The organism is Bradyrhizobium sp. 155 (assembly GCF_023101105.1).
GTDB lineage: Bacteria > Pseudomonadota > Alphaproteobacteria > Rhizobiales > Xanthobacteraceae > Bradyrhizobium > Bradyrhizobium canariense_D.
The window spans coordinates 5,867,493-5,884,824 of the sequence record NZ_CP064704.1 but is presented as its reverse complement, the minus strand read 5'-3'; the positions used below and the strand labels follow the sequence as shown (position 1 = coordinate 5,884,824).

Sequence of the window (17,332 nt, the reverse complement as noted above, 5' to 3'; positions counted from 1 at the left end):
AGCCGCCTTACCCATCATCCTCTCACGGAATTTTTTAGAATGTCGGTGATGAATCCCATCGCGCCCGCGCACACACAACCGTCGAAGCAACAGCTTCAGGCAGCCGCCTATGTCGCCATGGCGCTGCCGGTCATTCCGCTCGCCAAGAGCGCGGATGATCTCCGGTCTTGGTGGAACGACGAGCAGCAGCAAAGGGATAAATATGGTCTCACTGAGACCCAAACTGAAACCTTGATCGAGGCCTGCAAGGAGCACGTCCGCAGCCTCGGCGAAACGCGTGGGGTGCAGCCGTGAACGCGCACGATTCCAATTCGCCGAGCGGGGAGCCGCTGGCCGCCGAGCGTGAGGTTGGCGGCGCCACCGATGTCGCGGTCGATTTTCTCAAGCTGCTGCGTCCCGGCGGGCCGTGGCAGTTGTCCGCGATCAATCCGAAGGTCAACAACGATATCAAGACGGTCACCGCAACCACTCCTGATCAAGCGCGCAGGTTCATCAATCGCTACAACGGCAACCACAATCTCTACTACGCACCCAATCCGGTCCGGATCAAAGACAAGAAAGCGGCCAAGACCGAAGTCAGCGCGATCGAATTTCTGCCCGGCGATCTCGACCCGAACGAAGGTGAAGCGCCCGAGGCCGCGAAGGCTCGCTTTCTCGCGGCACTGAAGTCGTTTGATCCCGCGCCCATGTTTGTGGTCGATAGCGGCAATGGCGTGCAGGTGCTGTGGCGTCTCGATCAGCCGATCCCGCTGCCCGATCCGGTCATGGTCATCGGCGCCGATGGCAAGACCAAGCCGGCCCTCTCGCCGGAAGCGCAAACCATCGTTGACGATGTCGAATCCCGCTCCAAGGTGGCGATGGAGAAGTTGGGCAGCGTCGCCGGGACGCAGAACATCGACCGCATCCTGCGCTTGCCTGGCACCAAGAACCTGCCCACCAAGGCGAAGATCAAGAAGGGCCGCAAGGCGTGTCAGTCGAGCTTGCTCGCGTATAACGAGCTTGCGGTGTGCAGGTTGCAAGACTTCGCGACCGATGCCGGCAGCGCAAAAGCCGATAGCCCTGAGGACAGCAGCGCCAGCAATGCCGGTACCAGCAACACCGGCAGCGCCAATCCGACCCGCAGCGCGAGCGGCACCAGCAGCATCGATTGGGCCGCCGTCGAGAAACATCGTGGCTGGCTGAAGAGCGCCGCTGACCTGCCTGCCGACTTCAGCGTGAAGGGCAAGGCGATCGTCGGGCATGCCGGCAATCTCAAGGACCTGAATTTCGATCTCCAACACGCCGGTACTCTTGTCAAACCATACCAAAGCTGGAGCGAGGTTTCTTTGGCGCTTGCTGCCATCCTCAAATCCGATGGTCGCTACAGCAATGAGCAGATCGCGGCGGCATTGCTGTGCGACCTGGAATGCAATCAGCACATCAAGAACCAATCGAACAAGCGGCGAGCCATCGAACGCCTGATCCTGCGGTCACACGCCCCACCGCCGGGCAAGGTACAACGGGCAGACATGCCCAACTGGCGCGAACAGCGCGAAGACGGCTCGCCGCTGCCCAGCCTGCACAACGCACGCCTTGCGATCACTGCCCTCGGCATCGAGTGCAGTTACGACATGTTCCACAACAAGCTGCTGTTCGGCTTCAAGGACGACACCACACGGCACGCCCTCGAACAATTTTTGGGCGAAGTGACCGACAACGGCATCATCGCGCTGCGGCGGATGATGTCCGACACCTTCGGGGTTGATTTTCACGATAAGTACACGCGCGATGCCATCATCTCGCTCGCAATTGATCATTGCTTCGACCCCGTCGTCGATATGCTCGCCCAGGCTGAGGCGGGATGGGATGGCGTCGAGCGGCTGGACCACATGGCGACCGAATTCTTCAATGCCGACGATACCCCGCTCAACAGGGCCTTCGTGCGCAAGACCATGATCGCCGCCGTCGCACGGGCACGCGTCCCCGGTATCAAGAAGGACGAAATCCTGGTGCTGGAGAGCGAGGAAGGCTTCAACAAGTCCACGGCCTGGCGCGTGCTCGCTGGCGATGAGAACTTCTCCGACGAGAGCATCATCGGCAAGAATAGCCGCGAGGTGCAGGAGCAGTTGGCCGAGGTCTGGGTTCACGAGAACGCCGATCTCGCCGGGATGAAGAAAGCTGAGGTCGAGACGGTCAAGGCTTACGCAAGCAGGATGGTCGATATTGCGCGACCGGCCTACGGTCACTTTCCCAAGAAGCAGAAGCGGCATTCGATCGAGGTCGGTACCACCAACAGTGATAGCTACTTGCAATCGCAGACCGGGAATCGCCGGTTCTGGCCGCTACGGATTCTCAAGGCGATCGATATCGAAAAGCTGAAGCGGGACCGGCTCCAACTGTGGGGTGAAGCCGCGCACTACCAGAGCCAGGGCGAAAGCCTCGTGCTCGATCCGGCACTGTGGGGTGAAGCTGGCCTTGAGCAGGAGTACCGGCGGGTGACCGATCCGTGGGAGGACGTGCTGCGCAACATGACGGAGATGACCACCTACAGCTACTGGAAGGACGGCGTGCAGCATGAGGGAACGCGGACCATTATTCACTATGCCCGCGATGAGGATCGCCACGCATCGGGCAAGGCGGTGCTCGGCGACGAACAGCGGGTGTCGTCGGAGGAACTGCTGACCTTTGTGCTCAACATCGCGCCCGGCAACCAGCAGACCGGGCATACGATGCGGCTGGCGACCGTAATGAAGCGGCTCGGCTGGAGCCGTAATGACAACGGTTATGTCAGTATCAAGGGCAACCGGGTGAAGGGCTATTACCGAAGCAAACCATTCCATTTTTAGCATACGCAAAGAGCGACTGAGCGACCTTGAGCGACCTGAGTGACCACTTGTCAGGAGTCTGCGGCGGAGCAGCCCAGCCGGCGCGCTGTGCCCGTCGGGAAGCGGCTTGGCCGCTGGTGGGCTGGCTGGGGAGAAGTTTACCAGATAGGTCGCTCAAGGTCGCTCAGTCGCTCTTTGGCTATGTTTTAAGGGGGCACGGTGCGAGCGACCGTCTCGTACCTTCCGGGCTGAAGTCACTCGGTCGCTCGCCCGACGCCAAGGGCGGGCCTGCGGCAGGACGCCAGTTGGCGGATCGAAAGCCGGTCACCGGGGGGGGGGTGGACTCGAAACCGGCCTGCAAAGCCCCGAGAACCGCACCGTCTGGTCCTTATGCAATGGGATCAAATTCCTAAAAGGGGGTTGCCCGCTGTGACGGCATTTAGCCCGGGAGGTTCACCGTGAAAAAGGCGAAGGCGCACCTTGCACCGACGGCCGCCGCCCAGCGCATGCGGGAGCACCGCGCGCGCCAGGCGATCGGCGCCGTGCGGATCGCGCTCGATCTCGACGGGAGCGACGTAGATTGGCTTCGCAGCCAGGGCGTGCTGCAGGAATGGAACGAGGCGGATCGGAAAGAACTCTCGAAAGCGTTGAAACGGGCGCTGCGGAAACTCGCAGGGTTACGGCGTAACGAGGGTTGAGATCGCGATCTGCTATGAGAAGGTCGAGATCAAACCACGTTGAGGGCAGGACAAATGGTCGTCCGGTTGACTGCGAGCGAGCTGGAATATGGGCGACGGTTCGCCGCAAAAAAAGCAGCGGGCCTGGTGGTTCGACTTCCGGCCGAAATTGACGACCTAATTCCTATCGCTCGGCTCGGAAAGCGCATCCGCGAACTGCTGTGGCACCGCGATGATCCCGACAACATGCGCGCGTGTCGCGCGCTGGTCCGCGAGCAAGCTCGGCTGTCGCTTGCGTATGAGCGACGCCATGGGAAAGCTCCCAACATCAAGCACGTGTAAATGACAAACCTCCCAACTCTCGAAGAGCGCCGTGCGATCGAAGCGCAGGTTTCGCCCCAGCGGCGAGCCGAGATCGAAGGCCTCGTCAAATCGCTGGCACCAGTGATCGGCGATTTCGTCCTGGCGGCAATCAGGCCGCTGAGACAGCGGATCCAGGAACTCGAGTCGCGCCCGACACTCCGTTACCTGGGCATTTGGGATGCATCGCGGACATATCCGCCGGGGACCTTCGTCACACATGCGGGTTCGATTTGGCATACCGACGCGCAAAACTCCGGCATTCGGCCGGGTGAAGGCGGAAATTTTTGGCGACTGGCTGTGAAGCGGGGCACAAAATGAAAGTATTGGACGACGCAAACGCCGAGCTATGCCGCCATCGCGATCTTGCGTTAGCTGCCTATGCGCGCCGGCTGCTTGCAGGCGGCGCTGACATCGACGGGGAAGAATTTCGCGCGGCCTTGCGCAAATACACCGTCGAGCTGGAGGCGTGGCGCAGCAAAGCGATGGATCGCTTGCGGCAATTTGTCGAGGCGATGACGGAGCGGCCGTCCGCGACGCTGCACTAACTGGCCGATCATGACTCTAAGCGCATCAAGGAGTTCGTAGCGCTGTTAGTCTGCTGTTGTGGGAACGATTGCGTAGTTCGACTTCCGAGTCTGACCCTCAACGGACATTCGGGCGTTATCCGTCAGGAGGCCACAGGCCAGCACACTGGTTGCTCTGCCGAAAGTGCTGCTCAGCCCGCGCCAAGGCCGCATCACAAGGGGACACATGTGTGTTTCCCGCGTTGGAATTTTACGCCATACAGATGCTCGTCTCTCCACACAACTTGGCACCTCAGAGTACTCTTGAACCCGTCAACCGACAGGTCAAGCTCATCGGCGAAAATGCGGACCGGAGAGCTAAGGCAAGCTCCTTCTTCGCTGAGATTTCTCACAACACATGGATGGACTCCACGAATGTCGCGAAAGCGTAGCAGCGCGGGTTGATTAATTGAAAGCCGCTTTGAGGCGCGACGTTCTAACATCGGGATACTCCCCCGAGGGCCGTTCATCTTTTTCCTTCCGTCCTGATTTCGAGTGGCTTCCTGGGGTGACTGCGCTGTGTACTCGGCAAGCCGTCGCCGGTTCGTAATGGCATGTTACGGAATGGCAATCGGGGATGATGTTAAAGGCTCAGATAATATGCGCTGGCGCTATCGTTCCGACTCACAACCACCCATGTATTTTCTCTCAAATGGGGTCGGCTGCTTGCTACTTCTTCAGCAAGTCTTTGAGCCGCACGGAAGGCATCTATTTCGTGCTCAAAGACGAGGCCGCCGGGATCATTGACGTTTTCTGTACCGCAAAGGCCGAAGAAAAATCGCGCCATCTGAGCACCAAGCTAGCCGGAGGGTTCGTTTGGTGCTTTGGGACTCAAGCAGCCGTTGAGGAGGTGGGAAACTGCCGTCACGAGCTGCACGGGCGCGAACGGTTTCTGAAGCATTATGCTGTTGGGAACGCCCTGTACCAGCCACTCGTCAGCGGCCACCCCGGACATATAGACCACAGGGAAGCTCGGATCGACCTCACGTGCTGCGCGCGCTACCTCCCAGCCGTTGAACCTTCCCAGCAGAGTGATGTCAGTCACGAGGGCGCGGTATGTAACGAGCCCCCCTTTAAGGAGGGTCACGGCTTCCTCGCCGGTACTTGCGACAGCGGTCTCGAAGCCCCCTCGTTCAGCGCATCCTCAACGAGGCTCTGGATCGCGTCGTCATCCTCGATGACAAGGATGGATGGCATTTCCGTCAAGGCTTCCCCCAGTACTCACACTTTCACTGGATGTTACAAAGTGTACAGAAGCGAAAGGTTCCATGGTCCGGGAAAATTTGGCATGCGAGATGTTCGGCAGGCGCGATGGACTAAGCTGGAGATTTCGTCGCCTTAGACTTTTGGCGATGGAAGCTGACCTCCAATTCCTCGCCATTCACTCGGTCAAGCTGGCACCGGCGATAGGCAAGCCCCGTCTCGGAGAGCAGGAGAAAGAACTCCTTCAAGGCTAGCCCCTCAATCGTCGCTTCAACTTGAAGGGTAGCACCTACTTCAGACACATCTTTGAGGCTACACGAACGACGCCAGGTGCCATCGATCGCCATCATTTGCGCTGGCAAGCGGTGCTCAAAGGTGACCCGTCGGCTTTCTTGTTCTTTTGTCATGACGCATGGGCAACTGAACCGTTGCCTCGTACGGTAGTGAGAAGCAACTAAGAAGTCGTAACCACGTTCGGGAAAATTCGGCAAGTTGGTTCTAAGGCGAGTCCAAGCAAGAGAAACCAAAGATGAAGATGAGCTTGCCGCGTGAACGGTCTGCTTCGTGACGGACCTTCGCTCCGAGGGCTGTGAAGTCGGCTTTCGGGAGGTGAGCCGACTGAGGTCATGGGAGCGGCCGAAGGCAGCCCTCTGGCCCGTCGCTTCCGTTGTCGGGGTGTCGCTGCATGTCGGCTCACAAGGGCAGACCGGAAGTTTGCAGCCGGGCGCCAGTTCGGCGGCTTGTGACCCATAGCTGGCTTTCCTGCGCTTGCGCGGGCACTACTTCCCGGAGTAAGTGACCTCGATTTCCGTTCGAAATGGAGACAATGCCGTCATGTCGCTCAAGGGCGTGACAGTGACCGTGTAACGGCCTTCATCCAAAGGCAGTAAGGCAAGCTCACGAGCACGCGAGAAAGCTGTCCGTGCGACGATCCCGTCCGAACTCCGGGTCTGATCAAACACCACGCGCCGCTCTTGATCCTGAACGGTTACATGAACCTTTGTCGGCAGCTTCCCCGGGGGCAATCCTGCGTTAATCGGTTGTGCGATGGGACCACCGAGCAGAGCCTCAAGAGCAGCCTCCTCCCTTGGTCCGGTGGAATAGACCACGAGGTTCAGCTCATATCGCTTCTTTCCGATGATCTGGGCTTGAAAAGTGAAGGGTGTTGCCTCGATCAGACGCGCTGGGACTGTAAATCGCGGGATGTCGTGATGCGCCCATTTTAAGTATTGAACATACGGAGGCTCGCCGTATGCCCAGCCTCCCGCAATTCGGAAGACGCCGACGGCCAGAACGAAGAGCAGTACCGCACAAAGTGCTCGATGCCACGATTGCCCAAACATCCATTGGTTGTGAGGCAGCAGTGCCTAACCTTAGGTAAACGACGGTCTGCCGCAACTTTCGCTGCTGGCGCGTGGCGTGAGTTGGCGCAGTGCTACGACATGTCCGGTGCCGAGGTGGACCGGAAGTCCCTAACTTAGATGCATACCGACGCGATTGACCCTGAGCGGACGTTACCCTTCAGGTACCCCCGCCATACGCAAGCCTCTAACAATCCGCTTACTCCCCTCGATGAAACTAGTGCTCCCCCGCAAGGGATGAAACTTGAAGCGGCGGATAGTGAAAGCGGGGTCTAGCGCTAAGCCCTCTTTCGCGGCTGATCGCGCCTGGTCCTCCCTTCCAAGGTAGGCAAGCGCGGTAGCAAGAAAGAATTTCGCGAACGGCGAATTTGGATTGCGCTTTAGGGCGCCATCGAACCACTTCGCTGCTTCCTCATACTCCTGGAGGTGCAGTTTGGCCAAACCGACCGAGCTCATCCATCGGTGTGCAGCCTCATCGCGGGGAGACAGGCGCAGCGCATGCTGTACGTGAGCCTCTGTTTCGACAGCGCGACCAAGAACAGTCTTGGCTGCGCCCATAAAAGCATGGGCCTCGGCCAAGTTGCAATCCAACGCCAACGCGTGCTCGCATTCGGCGATGCATTTCGCTACGTCAGTAATGCTATATACCATAGCGAGACAAAGGCGGGCCAGGGGATGGCGTGGCGCCAAGGAAAGTGCCTTTGTCACCGCAGCTTCGGCAGCAAACAAACGTGCCTCGAAGTCGTCAACGACGAGAAGACCGGCGCTTCCCAAGTCAACCCAAGCGATGCCCGCCAATGCATCGACGTTCTCGGGATCAATTTCCAAGGCACGTTTGAAAAACATGCGTGCCTCCGTAATATGGGATGGCGTCAAGCCCCGGTTCAAACGGGCCATGCCTTGAAAATACAAGTCCAGTGCGTCAGGGTGCAAAGAACCTTCCGCGCGCCTCGCTTCTGCCGCGATAAGCTCAGCATTCAGCGTATTGGCGAGTCTCGAAACTATTTCATCTTGCAAGTCGAAGAGATCGGCCATCGGCTTGTCAAATCGCTCGGCCCAAAGGTGTTTTCCACTTGAGGCGTCGACAAGCTGCGCATTTATACGAAGCCGGTTGCCACTTCGCTGCACCGAACCCTCAAGCGCGTAGCGAACGTTTAGCTCGCGGCCAACTTTCCTCACATCGATCGATTTCCCTTTGAAGGTGAATGCTGTGTGTCGGCCGATCACCAATGAGCCCGAGATGCGCGACAGGTCCGTCGTCAGGGTCTCAGTTACACCATCAACGAAATGATCTTGGTCAGGATCCCCGCTTAGGTTGGTGAACGGCAGCACAACGATGGATAGGCGCGGAGGTGAAAGCACGTCCGGCTTCGCGCGGGCGACCTGTGTTGACGCGCCGGCCTTCCGTGAGCCCACTGCATAGGTCCGGACGGGACGGGTGATGTTTTTGAAGTTTTGGTCGCCCAGATCCCTGAACTCGACATGGACCTTACCAAGCACGTGTTCGTAGACAGACGAGGAAATGCAGATGCCTCCCGGCTCCGAGATACTCTCAAGCCGAGCCGCAATGTTGACGCCATCTCCAAAGATGTCATGGGGCTCGACGATTACGTCGCCGATGTTGATTCCCACGCGCAAAGCAATCCGCGTGTCTTCCATTTCGCTGATCGTAAGTTCCTCGATGCGTGTCTGAAACTGTACAGCAGCCCGAACCGCCTCGACCGCGCTGGGAAACTCTGCCAAAAAACCATCACCCGTGTTCTTCACGATGCGGCCTTGGTGCTCAGCGATTGCTGGGTGAACAGCTTCCATTAGGAGCGCCGTCAACTTGGCGTGCGTAGACTCCTCATCATGATGCATGAGCCGGGAATAGCCTGCGACGTCAGCGGCCAATATCGCTGACAACCTGCGTTCGATCCGCGCTGGGCGATCTTGCACCATGGCACCGGGCCTCTTTGCGTAGAGTTATACGACAGGCTAGCTAAGCTGCCTATCCAGGCAAAGTCGGTTTTTGGCCCATCGCTACCGTTGGGGCGGTGCCGCTACATGTCGGCTCAGAGCGGTAGACCGGAAGTTTGCAGTTGAGCGCTAGACCGACGCTTTTGATCGGCAGCAGTCGCTTGCGGTGCTCATTCACTTGGGATTTCAGCTCTTCGCCCATGCGGACACCCGCGCCCTTGTTCGGTCGGCTGCAATCGCAGCGTCTAAACCTTCGTATGTAGTTCTTCAGTCGGATTTGACGTGCACTGAGAAATCCAAATCGGTAAGCATGCGCTTGGGACATGTGGGCGGGTGTGGATGATCACGGCAGCACGGCAAAGCTCTGAACAGTGCCGCAAACTCGCGGCTGAATATCGAACACGCGCCAACATTGAAGGTACGACAAAGCGGGTCGCCAACCTGCTTATAAACGTGTCCCGAACCTACGGTGGCCTTGCCGCCACCCTCGATTTGCTTGAACAGGTCCAGAACGAGGAGGCACAACGGCTCTCGCACCAGCGTAGGTCAGAGTCACCGGAACCATAGGTGTGCTATTTGTTCCGTTTCAGCCGGTAAGCCGCGTGGCCGCTCCGTCTATTCCTGCACATCCGCCCTCGGCCTAGGATGCACCCGCGCATCGACCAAGACCTCAGTGATACCATCTCGGAGGCTGTCGCGATCGAGGATGCGGAGCAGCCGGTCGACGGTGATCTCGGCATCGCAGTCGCGCGTGAGATAGTCGGCCAGCGCGATCATGGCGTCGTCATAGCTCTGCTCAATCTTCTCGGCGGGGGTCAGGCACGCCATGCTCAAGCAGCTCCGGGTAATGGAAGCGCCAGTTGGACGGCAAAGGGCCGGAGAGCATTCGCTTCGATGAAGGCCCGCAAGGCCGGCGTGATCTCGGTGTTGCCGGCGGCGCGCTCACCAAGCTCATCTGCGACTTCGCCGGTCGCGTCGCGGGACCACCCCTCAATGGCGTTGAAGGCGACGATTCGGACCGGATAGGCATACTGGCCGGAGATGAGGTCGCGGAGCACGGTCTCGCGATCGGTGTCCTGCTCGTCGGTCTCGCGCCAGGAGCAGCCGGCTCGGGCGCCGAAGTCCTCTAGTACTAGGTAAATGTCCCGGTCGAGGCGATCCAGCGGCACGATCGACGGCGCATGACGCATGACGCAACTCCTACTCAGAAGGTGCAATGACGCTGCTGGCTCATCGTTCCCGTGGGCTCGGCCCACGCCATCGGTCGACCAGTTCCTTCAAAGCTCCCGTCCGATCGCGGGATGGCTGCGGTTCTTCACCTTGAGCCAGTGCTTCTGTCGGCCCCCGCGATATGGCCGATCGCGATGCTTCGACACGAGACCTTCAAGGCCTATGCGACACGCCGCCAGGAACAGCTCCGGCCCGATCTCGCCGCGCTCGAACGGCGCGGCGGTGATCCCGTCTGACCGGCGGGCCAGCAGCCGCGCCAGGTTGGTCTTGCGCAGGTGTAGCGGGAGCTGCCGGAGATCATCCCCTCCGATGGCGAGAACATCGAAAGCGTAGAGCTGCACCTCGTGCTCGTGCTTGCGACTGTGCCGCGCGTTGAAGTCGGAGACGCCATCGACGCCGAGCACCACGGCCTCGCCATCGATGACGAAATGCTTCTGCCGGTTCTTAAGCGCCGCCTCGACGATCCATGGATAACGCCTGGTCCAGTCGGTGCCGTTACGAGAGAACAGCCGCACGCGCTCGTTCTCCCGAATGACCAGCATCCGGTAGCCGTCGTGTTTGATTTCGTGAATCCAGTCCGGTCCTGACGGGACCTGCTTGCCGGCACTCGCCAAGCAAAGCTCGTACGCCATACGCATTTGCCACAGATAGGCCTTTGCGCGCGTTTTGGGAGTAGGGAACAACCGGCAATCAAGGGCATTCCCATTCAGCTAGGGTCATCTGAGTCCCACGGCGTTGATCGCCAAGGAGTTGTAAGACATGCGCAAACTAGCACTCGCAATGGCTGCCGTTGCCGCTCTTTCAGTGTTCCCAGTTTCAGCTTTTTCACAATCTATCGAAATCGGACCTGGCGGGGTCCGGGTGGATGACGGCCGCCGGGCGAGAGGCGGTGGACAATGTGAACAATTGCGCCTTGCCTGCGAAAACAAGGATAGGCTGGGAGAGCAAGGCGAAGGAAATTGTCGTCGCTATCGCGAGACGTGCCAACGGCCCGTCCGGCAAGATGTTTGCGGCGAGCTACGATCCGCCTGTCTCAACAAGGATCGGTTGGGCGAGCAAGGTGAAGGTAACTGTCGCCGCTATAGGGAAACGTGTCGCGGCGGCCGCATGTAGCCAGTTTTGGCATTTCGGCGCGCAACAAGAGGCCGCCTCGCTGGCGGCCTCTTTGCGTGCCGGTTCACGCTGACGGCCCCGCTGTTCTCCGGGCGAGAACAGATTGTGATTTTAATAAATCTTCGTTCGTTCCTCGCGCGTGTATTTATAAGCGGAACACCTAGAAGTACGGCCGCCTCAGTTGACGGCCTGATGCTGCTCTCTTTTCGGGGGGCGCCTATAACTTAGGCTACTTGGAACTTGTGTACACTCTGGTACTTAGTGAGTCCTCCGCGAGGGCAGCACTGTGGACCGCGATTTTAAGAACGAAGTCTTTTCCAGCTATCAGCCAAATCCAGTGAAGCCGTGCAATCAGTGTGGCCGCCAGCCGATCTTTGCGGCGAAGATGCTCAACACCCAGACCGGTGGGATCGTTCGCATGTTCAAGTGCCAGTGCGGTGAGCAGACCTGGACCGAGAGTAAAGAGTAAAAGTCGGTGGCCGCCAACTGACCGCTCGCCCTAGCTGCTCCGCCGCAAATCACAATCGCCTGATTTGACTTCAGCGGCCCGTCGCCGGGCATAATCGTTCCGTTTATGGAACGAATGTCATGGACTACCGCGCTTACATCTCAACGATGAGGGGCATATCATCGGCGTGCATAAACTGAATTGTGCGGATGAGGATGAGGCTAAACAGCAAGCCGCCAAGTTGCTCGACGGCCACGATTTGGAAGTCTGGGAGCACGCGCGCCGAGTGGCCATCGTGAGGTACCATACAAGGCATTGAGGCGGCCTCAGTTGGCGGCCTATTTCATTTCGTTTGGCGGTTCACGCCCGGCGGGCCTCTGTTGGCGGCTTCAAGGGAACTCTGATTAGGGCCGGGGCCGCTCCGACGGCTTGGGCTGGGAACCGGCGGCCCTTCAACAACCGCCCGCAGTTCTCGTTCCTATTTGCTCATTTCGTCTTTCGATAGCGAGCTAGACTCCGCTCTCGCGAGTACCCGGGCCTTCTCTAGCGCTTCTGCCCCGGTCAGCCGGTCAGGCCCGAGCCGCCGTCCCGCGATATCGTCCCAATAGAAATAGACGCTCGGCCGACCGTCGCCGAAGCAGACTTCGTAACTGCCGGTTTGCGGCACAGCTTCATGCTTGCGGATGCGGACGGTCGCCATGCCGCCATCAAAGCGGGGCCACGCGCGGCTGGCAAATTGTCGATTGGTAGGAGGTCGGATCGGCGGCGAGCTACTGCCTGTCGTGGTGTGGACAAGGGCCGCCAAGGCGGCCTTACTCCTGCCGGAGACGGTCAGGATCATCCGTCTTTGTGGGGATCAAATCTTCCAGCCGCTTCAGCCCAGCCGCTTTAAAGAGACCGAGGACGACGACGATAGTCATCAGCACGGTTCCAATCAGTACTAGTAGCGTCCACATGGGGTGACCTCCATGTCCGCCCCGCGAATAAACTCAGGTGGTCAGGTCGCGGTTCCCCGAAATCAAGGGCTATGGTGGCTGCTGCCAGAGGCATCGGCTGAAGGTTGCCAACGTAGCGGTTGACCACGCGGAAGAGCGTTAGGACGGCGGCTTGGTTGGTGGTGATCAAATAGAGATCGCAAGTGGAGAACACCGGCCGGCGGCCCTACTCGACCTCGATCATTCGCTCCTTGCTCGCCCGCAGGCTGCGGAGGTAATAGCCCCGTGCCTGAACGGCTGACTTGATTTCGTCGCTGACCTTGAGAACTCTTTTTCTGCTCTTGCGCCACTTATGTGCAGAGTAAAGCACGGGTACGGCAGAGCCTGTACTTAGAACGAGCAAGTCGCGCTTGTCATTGCGATAGACATCAAACATCTTTCGCCCCCGCAGATCATATTGAACTAAGAATGAAATATGTTTCGTCGTGTCAGTCGATGAGATTAGTACCTCCAATGGCTGTGCGGGTTGTAAATGTGCGACGCCCGCGACTATTGCTTCATCGCGTTCCGGGTTGGGAACGAACTAAAGCAAGCCCGTGGCATCGCCAAATTGGGCGCGTTTTGCGGATATGGTGACAGGTGGACCGCCTGTGCGCGGCGGTCGGGCCGGATAATCGGGAAACACGCCCGGCATCGGCGGTAGGTTGCCGACGTAGCGCTTGATCACGCGAAACAGCGCGCGGACGGCTTCTTGGTTCGTGGTGATCCAATAGAGATTGCACACGCCATCATTTCCCCGCGCCCTGCTTGACCCGAATTAACTTGCGGGGCCGCCCCACAAAGCGCACCCTTTCAGCATCACCGCCTCGACCCCTTGGCTGCGTTCGGTGACTGAGAGTGTTGCGCTCCCGGCCTATTAAGCGGGTGCGTTATGTCCGAGCCTCCAAAACCTATATTGCCGCAGCGCCGAAGCATGAGGCGCAGGTGCTTGCTAGCCAAGCTCCAATGGAAGTCCAGCGTATTGCTGCGGCCCGCGCGGGCTTTGAGCACTGGACACTCCGCTGCACAAGCTGCGGTCGCATCGACCAAATGCAGTGGACACTGACCCGTTGAACTCCGGGGCGCTGGGCTGGATCGAAGGCGAACTGAGGCCACAGCCTAGAATGTGCAAACCGAATATGAAAGCAAATGCGAGCGAGTTGCTGACGCGGACGTAGTGGCCGGTCGGCGTAGCAACAGCGTAGCAGGAGGCTCCCATGTCACGATTTCTCGTCTGCTTCATGAAAGACGTGCTTGGCAATAACGGCCGCGAGCGCGAGGTCTGCCAGAGTTCTATCGAGATCGACGCCGCCGACGAGGGGGTGGCCACCGAGACAGCAAAGCGAAAATTCTGCGCATTACAGTCTCTGCGTGACTGGTCACTGCATGCCGACCGGATCAAGACGATCTCGGCGGCCGATTTTCCATCTTGGACGCCTGGTATCGACACCCAAACTGTGATCGCCATCGGCTCGAATGGATCGGTCGGGTCTCGCGGCTTAGAAATTCCAGCGTTGAGGAAGTCTGCTGCTAAATAAAAGCGCATGACGCTGCGGAGAAGACGAGCACGCTGTTGAAGAGTCGGCCGGAGTTCAGTAAGACGCCCAAGCTAGGCACTTCACCACTCTCCCGGCCACCACGTCGACGGCGGGGTCGCTCGCTGAAATCTTCGTCGGTCGCAGTGCGACGAGATGGCTGCGCTTGCACGGATTAGCGCCGCACCTCCGAACAATCCTTTGCACCGCATGTACCGCTCCAACTCTTGGGATCGGCGTCGTCTTGGGCCGTCGGACGTCATCCAGCGCGATGGTCTGATGGGTGTCGCAGCCGAGGTATTTCACTTCAAGATACAGGTAACCGGCGTTGAGCACGTCGCCGAGCGCCGGGGACGGCTGCGCGGGTCCCTGAAAGCCGAGCATGCGTTTATTCCACGCTTCGCAAGCGAGGCGGTCGGCCACCTTGCGCGCGTCGGCGGCCCGCTCGGCTGATGCTTGGACCGAACCGCCGTAGATGGTCTCTCGTGATTTGGTGCCCAAGACATCATGAAAGCGCGGGTCGGTACGCAAATTATCAATCTGTTGGGGATCGAACCGGGGGGCGGGCTACCGGGCGTCGTGGGTGTAGATAGCTGCGGCGACGGGCTCTAGCGGAGTCGCCAGGAAGTCTACTCTAAGCAAAGGGGCTCTGTCGTGGCGCTGCCCCGCCCAGACCTTGTGCTGGGTTGCTAACAAGGCTAGATTTAGTGCATAAGAAGACACTCGTATACCGGGAGGACGCCCTCGTCTCATGAAAAGAAGCTCTGAACCGGACTTGTTGGAAACGGGGATTTATACGATCCCTGAGGCCGCCGAGCTTGTGCAAGCGCCACAGGATGTTGTTCGGGTCTGGGTTGAGGGACACGCCGGCAAGCAGGCGGCCGTAATTGACAATCAGCTTGGCCGTGTCGGCGGCAAGGTCGCTGTAAGTTTCACAAACCTCATGGAGTTACGTTTCGTCGCGACATTTGCGAGCGCGGGAGTTGGATTGCGCGAAATCCGCAAGATCATGGACGAGGTTAAGGAAACGCTAGAACATCCGCACCCCTTCGCCACACACACAGTATTCCGAACGGACGGCAAGAAGATCGTTGCCGAAATTGCCCAACGCAATGGCGTTAGCATCTATGATCTTAGAACTAAAAATTTCGAGATGCTGGCGGTCGTAATGAAGTCGTTGAAGGACGACGTTACGTATGACCCCGAGGGCGATGCCATTCTGTGGCGACCCCGACCCAAGGTCGCACCCAACGTAATCGTACATCCACATTTTTCATTCGGCCGACCGATATTGAAGGAGAGCCGTATTCCCACCGCCACATTGGCACAATCCGTCAAAGTCGAAGGCAGCGCCGCATTTGTAGCCGACATATTTGAAGTGCCGGAGCGACAAGTCCGCGAAGCTATGAGATTTGAGCAAGCATTGCGCAAGGCCGCTTGAAAATAGCATTTGACGAGAACGTTCCGATTGCAATGGTCAAAGTCTTCCAGACTTTCGCCAACGAGAGGCAATTGAAACGGAAGATCGGCGCGTTTGAGATCGCAAGCGCCGTACAGTACAGTAAGCGTCGTTCTCACGCCACGGCTTTGAGGGATTGCGCGCGATAGGCCCAGGGAAGCAGCTGATCGATTTCGCTGTTTGGGTGACCGTTGACGATCCTGGTGAGCGCGTCAGTCAGGAAGGCAAGGGGATCGACGTCGTTCAGCTTACAAGTTTCTACCAGGGATGCGATGATGGCCCAGTGCTCGGCGCCGCCGTCGGAGCCAGCGAACAGTGCATTTTTCCGGTTGAGTGCGATCGGACGGATCGAGCGCTCGACGGCGTTGTTGTCGAGCTCGATACGGCCATCATCGATGAAGCGCGTCAGGCCCTCCCAGCGTGAGAGCGCATAGCGGATTGCGTCTGCCAATTTGCCCTTTTGACTGATCAGCGCAAGCTTGGCGCGGAGCCACCGTTCGAACGCTTCCGCCAGCGGTCGGCTTTTCTGTTGCCGAACGAGACGGCGCCCCTCGGCGCTGCGGCCACGGATGTCCTTCTCGACGGCATAGAGCTCGGCGATTTGCTTGAGCGCCTCGCTCGCAATGGGCGCCGGACCGGGTGTGGCAAGCTCGTAGAAGTTACGCCGCATGTGCGACCAGCAGAATGCAAGCCGAACATCGCCACGCTCGGCGAGCTTGCCATAGCCGGCATAGCCGTCGACCTGCAGAATCCCCTTGAAGCCTGCCAGATGAGCGATCGGTCGATCGGCTTTGCGATCGGGGGCATAGACATAGGCGACGCCGGGCGGATCTGCGCCGCCCCACGGCCGGTCGTCCGCAGCATAGGTCCAGAGCTGACCGGTCTTGGTGCGCCCACGGCCGGGATCGAGCACCGGCATCGTCGTCTCGTCGGCGAACAGCTTTGGCCGTTGCTTAAGCTTGCCTAGGAGGCGCTCATGCAACGGACGCAGATGGAAGGCTGCCTGCCCCACCCAGTCCGCCAACGTTGAACGATCGAGCTCAATGCCCTGGCGGGCATAGATCTGCGCTTGCCGATAGAGCGGCAGGTGATCGGCATATTTTGACACCAGAACCTGTGCGACGGTTGCTTCCGTTGGCAGTCCGCCCTCGATCAGCCGAGCCGGAGCTGGCGCCTGCATGACGCCATCCTCGCAAACCCGGCAGGCGTATTTGGGCCGCCGGGTCACGAGGATCCGGAACTGCGCCGGGACCAGGTCCAGCCGCTCGCTTCTATCCTCGCCGACCCGATGTAACTCGCCTTGGCAGCAGGGACAGGTCCTGTCCTCGATGTCGACGATGACCTCGATCCGCGGCAGGTGCGCCGGCAAGGCGCCACGGTTGCCCCGGCGCTTGCGAGCTCGCGCATCACGGCCTTCAGGTGCAATGATGTCCTGTGCCGTCTCGCCGTACGCTGCGACTTGCTCGACGTCTTCCAGGCCCAGCAGCATCTGGTCTTCAGGCAGCGTCTCTGCCCGTCGGCCAAACCGATGCCGCTGCAATTCCTTGATGATCTGACGCAGCCGCTCGCTCTCGCACCGCTCGGCGAGCAGCATCGCTTTCAGCGTCTCCGGATCGTCAGGCAGGACGTCGCTCACAGCCAAA

General features: G+C 59.3%; 20 protein-coding genes and 3 pseudogenes. 9 read left to right on the top strand and 14 right to left on the bottom strand.

Annotated features, from left to right (window positions below):
• Positions 1 to 39: 39 nt before the first annotated feature.
• The 6 genes from IVA93_RS28460 to IVA93_RS28435 all read left to right on the top strand — a co-directional run bounded on the left by IVA93_RS28460 (position 40) and on the right by IVA93_RS28435 (position 4,389).
• Entirely contained in the window at positions 40 to 294 is a 255-nt protein-coding gene (locus IVA93_RS28460; RefSeq protein WP_018454181.1) for a hypothetical protein, read from the top strand.
• Complete coding sequence (locus IVA93_RS28455) at positions 291 to 2,825, top strand: virulence-associated E family protein (RefSeq protein WP_247486199.1); 2,535 nt, start codon at positions 291 to 293, stop codon at positions 2,823 to 2,825. Before IVA93_RS28460 ends, IVA93_RS28455 begins: the two co-directional genes overlap by 4 nt.
• A gap of 437 nt (positions 2,826 to 3,262) precedes the next feature.
• A complete protein-coding gene (locus IVA93_RS28450) occupies positions 3,263 to 3,502 on the top strand; it encodes a hypothetical protein (protein WP_018454183.1) in 240 nt (79 codons plus the stop codon).
• A gap of 54 nt (positions 3,503 to 3,556) precedes the next feature.
• The gene (locus IVA93_RS28445) at positions 3,557 to 3,823 is read left to right on the top strand and encodes a hypothetical protein (RefSeq protein WP_018454184.1); all 267 of its coding nucleotides are present in this window, start codon (positions 3,557 to 3,559) and stop codon (positions 3,821 to 3,823) included.
• A complete protein-coding gene (locus IVA93_RS28440; protein WP_018454185.1) occupies positions 3,824 to 4,162 on the top strand; it encodes a hypothetical protein in 339 nt (112 codons plus the stop codon).
• Positions 4,159 to 4,389, top strand: a complete 231-nt coding sequence (locus IVA93_RS28435) for a hypothetical protein (RefSeq protein WP_247541289.1) — start codon at positions 4,159 to 4,161, stop codon at positions 4,387 to 4,389. The genes IVA93_RS28440 and IVA93_RS28435 overlap by 4 nt, the downstream gene beginning before the upstream one ends.
• 191 nt (positions 4,390 to 4,580) lie before the next feature.
• On the opposite strand, the gene IVA93_RS41245 is transcribed toward IVA93_RS28435, so the two are convergent.
• From IVA93_RS41245 to IVA93_RS28395, 9 genes and pseudogenes are all read right to left on the bottom strand, one after another.
• The gene (locus tag IVA93_RS41245) at positions 4,581 to 4,850 is read right to left on the bottom strand and encodes a PilZ domain-containing protein (RefSeq protein WP_157642908.1); all 270 of its coding nucleotides are present in this window, start codon (positions 4,848 to 4,850) and stop codon (positions 4,581 to 4,583) included.
• Between the two features lie 140 nt (positions 4,851 to 4,990).
• A complete protein-coding gene (locus tag IVA93_RS28430) occupies positions 4,991 to 5,194 on the bottom strand; it encodes a hypothetical protein (RefSeq protein ID WP_157158672.1) in 204 nt (67 codons plus the stop codon).
• A gap of 12 nt (positions 5,195 to 5,206) precedes the next feature.
• Positions 5,207 to 5,604 (bottom strand): annotated as a pseudogene (locus IVA93_RS28425) (response regulator).
• Between the two features lie 119 nt (positions 5,605 to 5,723).
• Complete coding sequence (locus tag IVA93_RS28420) at positions 5,724 to 6,017, bottom strand: hypothetical protein (RefSeq protein ID WP_026232680.1); 294 nt, start codon at positions 6,015 to 6,017, stop codon at positions 5,724 to 5,726.
• Positions 6,018 to 6,389: 372 nt separating this feature from the next.
• Positions 6,390 to 6,953: a DUF5625 family protein gene (locus tag IVA93_RS28415; RefSeq protein WP_018454190.1), complete on the bottom strand. Its 564-nt coding sequence runs from the start codon at positions 6,951 to 6,953 to the stop codon at positions 6,390 to 6,392.
• Between the two features lie 171 nt (positions 6,954 to 7,124).
• Complete coding sequence (locus tag IVA93_RS28410) at positions 7,125 to 8,912, bottom strand: adenylate/guanylate cyclase domain-containing protein (RefSeq protein ID WP_247371183.1); 1,788 nt, start codon at positions 8,910 to 8,912, stop codon at positions 7,125 to 7,127.
• 633 nt (positions 8,913 to 9,545) lie between these two features.
• Positions 9,546 to 9,758 (bottom strand): hypothetical protein, encoded by a 213-nt coding sequence (locus IVA93_RS28405; RefSeq protein ID WP_018454192.1) that lies wholly within the window; start codon positions 9,756 to 9,758, stop codon positions 9,546 to 9,548.
• 2 nt (positions 9,759 to 9,760) lie between these two features.
• Positions 9,761 to 10,120, bottom strand: a complete 360-nt coding sequence (locus IVA93_RS28400; RefSeq protein WP_018454193.1) for a hypothetical protein — start codon at positions 10,118 to 10,120, stop codon at positions 9,761 to 9,763.
• An 87-nt stretch (positions 10,121 to 10,207) separates the two neighbouring features.
• On the bottom strand, positions 10,208 to 10,792 hold the full coding sequence (locus IVA93_RS28395; RefSeq protein WP_018454194.1) for an ATP-dependent DNA ligase: 585 nt from the start codon (positions 10,790 to 10,792) through the stop codon (positions 10,208 to 10,210).
• 233 nt (positions 10,793 to 11,025) lie between these two features.
• On the opposite strand from IVA93_RS28395, the gene IVA93_RS28390 reads away from it, so the two are divergent.
• On the top strand, positions 11,026 to 11,346 hold the full coding sequence (locus IVA93_RS28390) for a hypothetical protein (RefSeq protein ID WP_018454195.1): 321 nt from the start codon (positions 11,026 to 11,028) through the stop codon (positions 11,344 to 11,346).
• An 853-nt stretch (positions 11,347 to 12,199) separates the two neighbouring features.
• On the opposite strand, the gene IVA93_RS28385 is transcribed toward IVA93_RS28390, so the two are convergent.
• The 3 genes and pseudogenes from IVA93_RS28385 to IVA93_RS28375 form a co-directional block, all read right to left on the bottom strand.
• Positions 12,200 to 12,562 (bottom strand): hypothetical protein, encoded by a 363-nt coding sequence (locus tag IVA93_RS28385; RefSeq protein ID WP_157642909.1) that lies wholly within the window; start codon positions 12,560 to 12,562, stop codon positions 12,200 to 12,202.
• Positions 12,563 to 12,882: 320 nt separating this feature from the next.
• Positions 12,883 to 13,092: a hypothetical protein gene (locus IVA93_RS28380; protein ID WP_018454200.1), complete on the bottom strand. Its 210-nt coding sequence runs from the start codon at positions 13,090 to 13,092 to the stop codon at positions 12,883 to 12,885.
• Positions 13,093 to 13,287: 195 nt separating this feature from the next.
• Positions 13,288 to 13,440: pseudogene (locus tag IVA93_RS28375) on the bottom strand (SOS response-associated peptidase); the annotation flags it as partial.
• A 472-nt stretch (positions 13,441 to 13,912) separates the two neighbouring features.
• Here IVA93_RS28375 and IVA93_RS28370 point away from each other — a divergent pair.
• Complete coding sequence (locus tag IVA93_RS28370; protein WP_371258507.1) at positions 13,913 to 14,233, top strand: hypothetical protein; 321 nt, start codon at positions 13,913 to 13,915, stop codon at positions 14,231 to 14,233.
• Positions 14,234 to 14,313: 80 nt separating this feature from the next.
• Here IVA93_RS28370 and IVA93_RS28365 read toward each other — a convergent pair.
• Positions 14,314 to 14,731, bottom strand: a pseudogene (locus IVA93_RS28365) (hypothetical protein).
• A gap of 250 nt (positions 14,732 to 14,981) precedes the next feature.
• Between IVA93_RS28365 and IVA93_RS28360 the strand changes: the two are divergent.
• Entirely contained in the window at positions 14,982 to 15,671 is a 690-nt protein-coding gene (locus IVA93_RS28360; protein ID WP_247371179.1) for a DUF433 domain-containing protein, read from the top strand.
• Positions 15,672 to 15,804: 133 nt separating this feature from the next.
• On the opposite strand, the gene tnpC is transcribed toward IVA93_RS28360, so the two are convergent.
• The gene (tnpC, locus tag IVA93_RS28355) at positions 15,805 to 17,283 is read right to left on the bottom strand and encodes an IS66 family transposase (protein ID WP_247789924.1); all 1,479 of its coding nucleotides are present in this window, start codon (positions 17,281 to 17,283) and stop codon (positions 15,805 to 15,807) included.
• Between the last annotated feature and the right edge of the window lie 49 nt (positions 17,284 to 17,332).

What these genes read in the sequence shown, in the direction of transcription:
- IVA93_RS28460 (WP_018454181.1), top strand. Translation starts at nt 40, where the DNA reads ATGTCGGTGATGAATCCCATCGCGCCCGCGCACACACAACCGTCGAAG.
- IVA93_RS28445 (WP_018454184.1), top strand. Translation starts at nt 3,557, where the DNA reads ATGGTCGTCCGGTTGACTGCGAGCGAGCTGGAATATGGGCGACGGTTC.
- IVA93_RS28440 (WP_018454185.1), top strand. Translation starts at nt 3,824, where the DNA reads ATGACAAACCTCCCAACTCTCGAAGAGCGCCGTGCGATCGAAGCGCAG.
- IVA93_RS28435 (WP_247541289.1), top strand. Translation starts at nt 4,159, where the DNA reads ATGAAAGTATTGGACGACGCAAACGCCGAGCTATGCCGCCATCGCGAT.
- IVA93_RS41245 (WP_157642908.1), bottom strand. Translation starts at nt 4,850, where the DNA reads ATGTTAGAACGTCGCGCCTCAAAGCGGCTTTCAATTAATCAACCCGCG.
- IVA93_RS28430 (WP_157158672.1), bottom strand. Translation starts at nt 5,194, where the DNA reads ATGGCGCGATTTTTCTTCGGCCTTTGCGGTACAGAAAACGTCAATGAT.
- IVA93_RS28420 (WP_026232680.1), bottom strand. Translation starts at nt 6,017, where the DNA reads ATGACAAAAGAACAAGAAAGCCGACGGGTCACCTTTGAGCACCGCTTG.
- IVA93_RS28415 (WP_018454190.1), bottom strand. Translation starts at nt 6,953, where the DNA reads ATGTTTGGGCAATCGTGGCATCGAGCACTTTGTGCGGTACTGCTCTTC.
- IVA93_RS28410 (WP_247371183.1), bottom strand. Translation starts at nt 8,912, where the DNA reads ATGGTGCAAGATCGCCCAGCGCGGATCGAACGCAGGTTGTCAGCGATA.
- IVA93_RS28405 (WP_018454192.1), bottom strand. Translation starts at nt 9,758, where the DNA reads ATGGCGTGCCTGACCCCCGCCGAGAAGATTGAGCAGAGCTATGACGAC.
- IVA93_RS28400 (WP_018454193.1), bottom strand. Translation starts at nt 10,120, where the DNA reads ATGCGTCATGCGCCGTCGATCGTGCCGCTGGATCGCCTCGACCGGGAC.
- IVA93_RS28395 (WP_018454194.1), bottom strand. Translation starts at nt 10,792, where the DNA reads ATGGCGTACGAGCTTTGCTTGGCGAGTGCCGGCAAGCAGGTCCCGTCA.
- IVA93_RS28390 (WP_018454195.1), top strand. Translation starts at nt 11,026, where the DNA reads ATGACGGCCGCCGGGCGAGAGGCGGTGGACAATGTGAACAATTGCGCC.
- IVA93_RS28385 (WP_157642909.1), bottom strand. Translation starts at nt 12,562, where the DNA reads ATGATCCTGACCGTCTCCGGCAGGAGTAAGGCCGCCTTGGCGGCCCTT.
- IVA93_RS28380 (WP_018454200.1), bottom strand. Translation starts at nt 13,092, where the DNA reads ATGTTTGATGTCTATCGCAATGACAAGCGCGACTTGCTCGTTCTAAGT.
- IVA93_RS28370 (WP_371258507.1), top strand. Translation starts at nt 13,913, where the DNA reads ATGTCACGATTTCTCGTCTGCTTCATGAAAGACGTGCTTGGCAATAAC.
- IVA93_RS28360 (WP_247371179.1), top strand. Translation starts at nt 14,982, where the DNA reads ATGAAAAGAAGCTCTGAACCGGACTTGTTGGAAACGGGGATTTATACG.
- tnpC (WP_247789924.1), bottom strand. Translation starts at nt 17,283, where the DNA reads ATGCTGCTCGCCGAGCGGTGCGAGAGCGAGCGGCTGCGTCAGATCATC.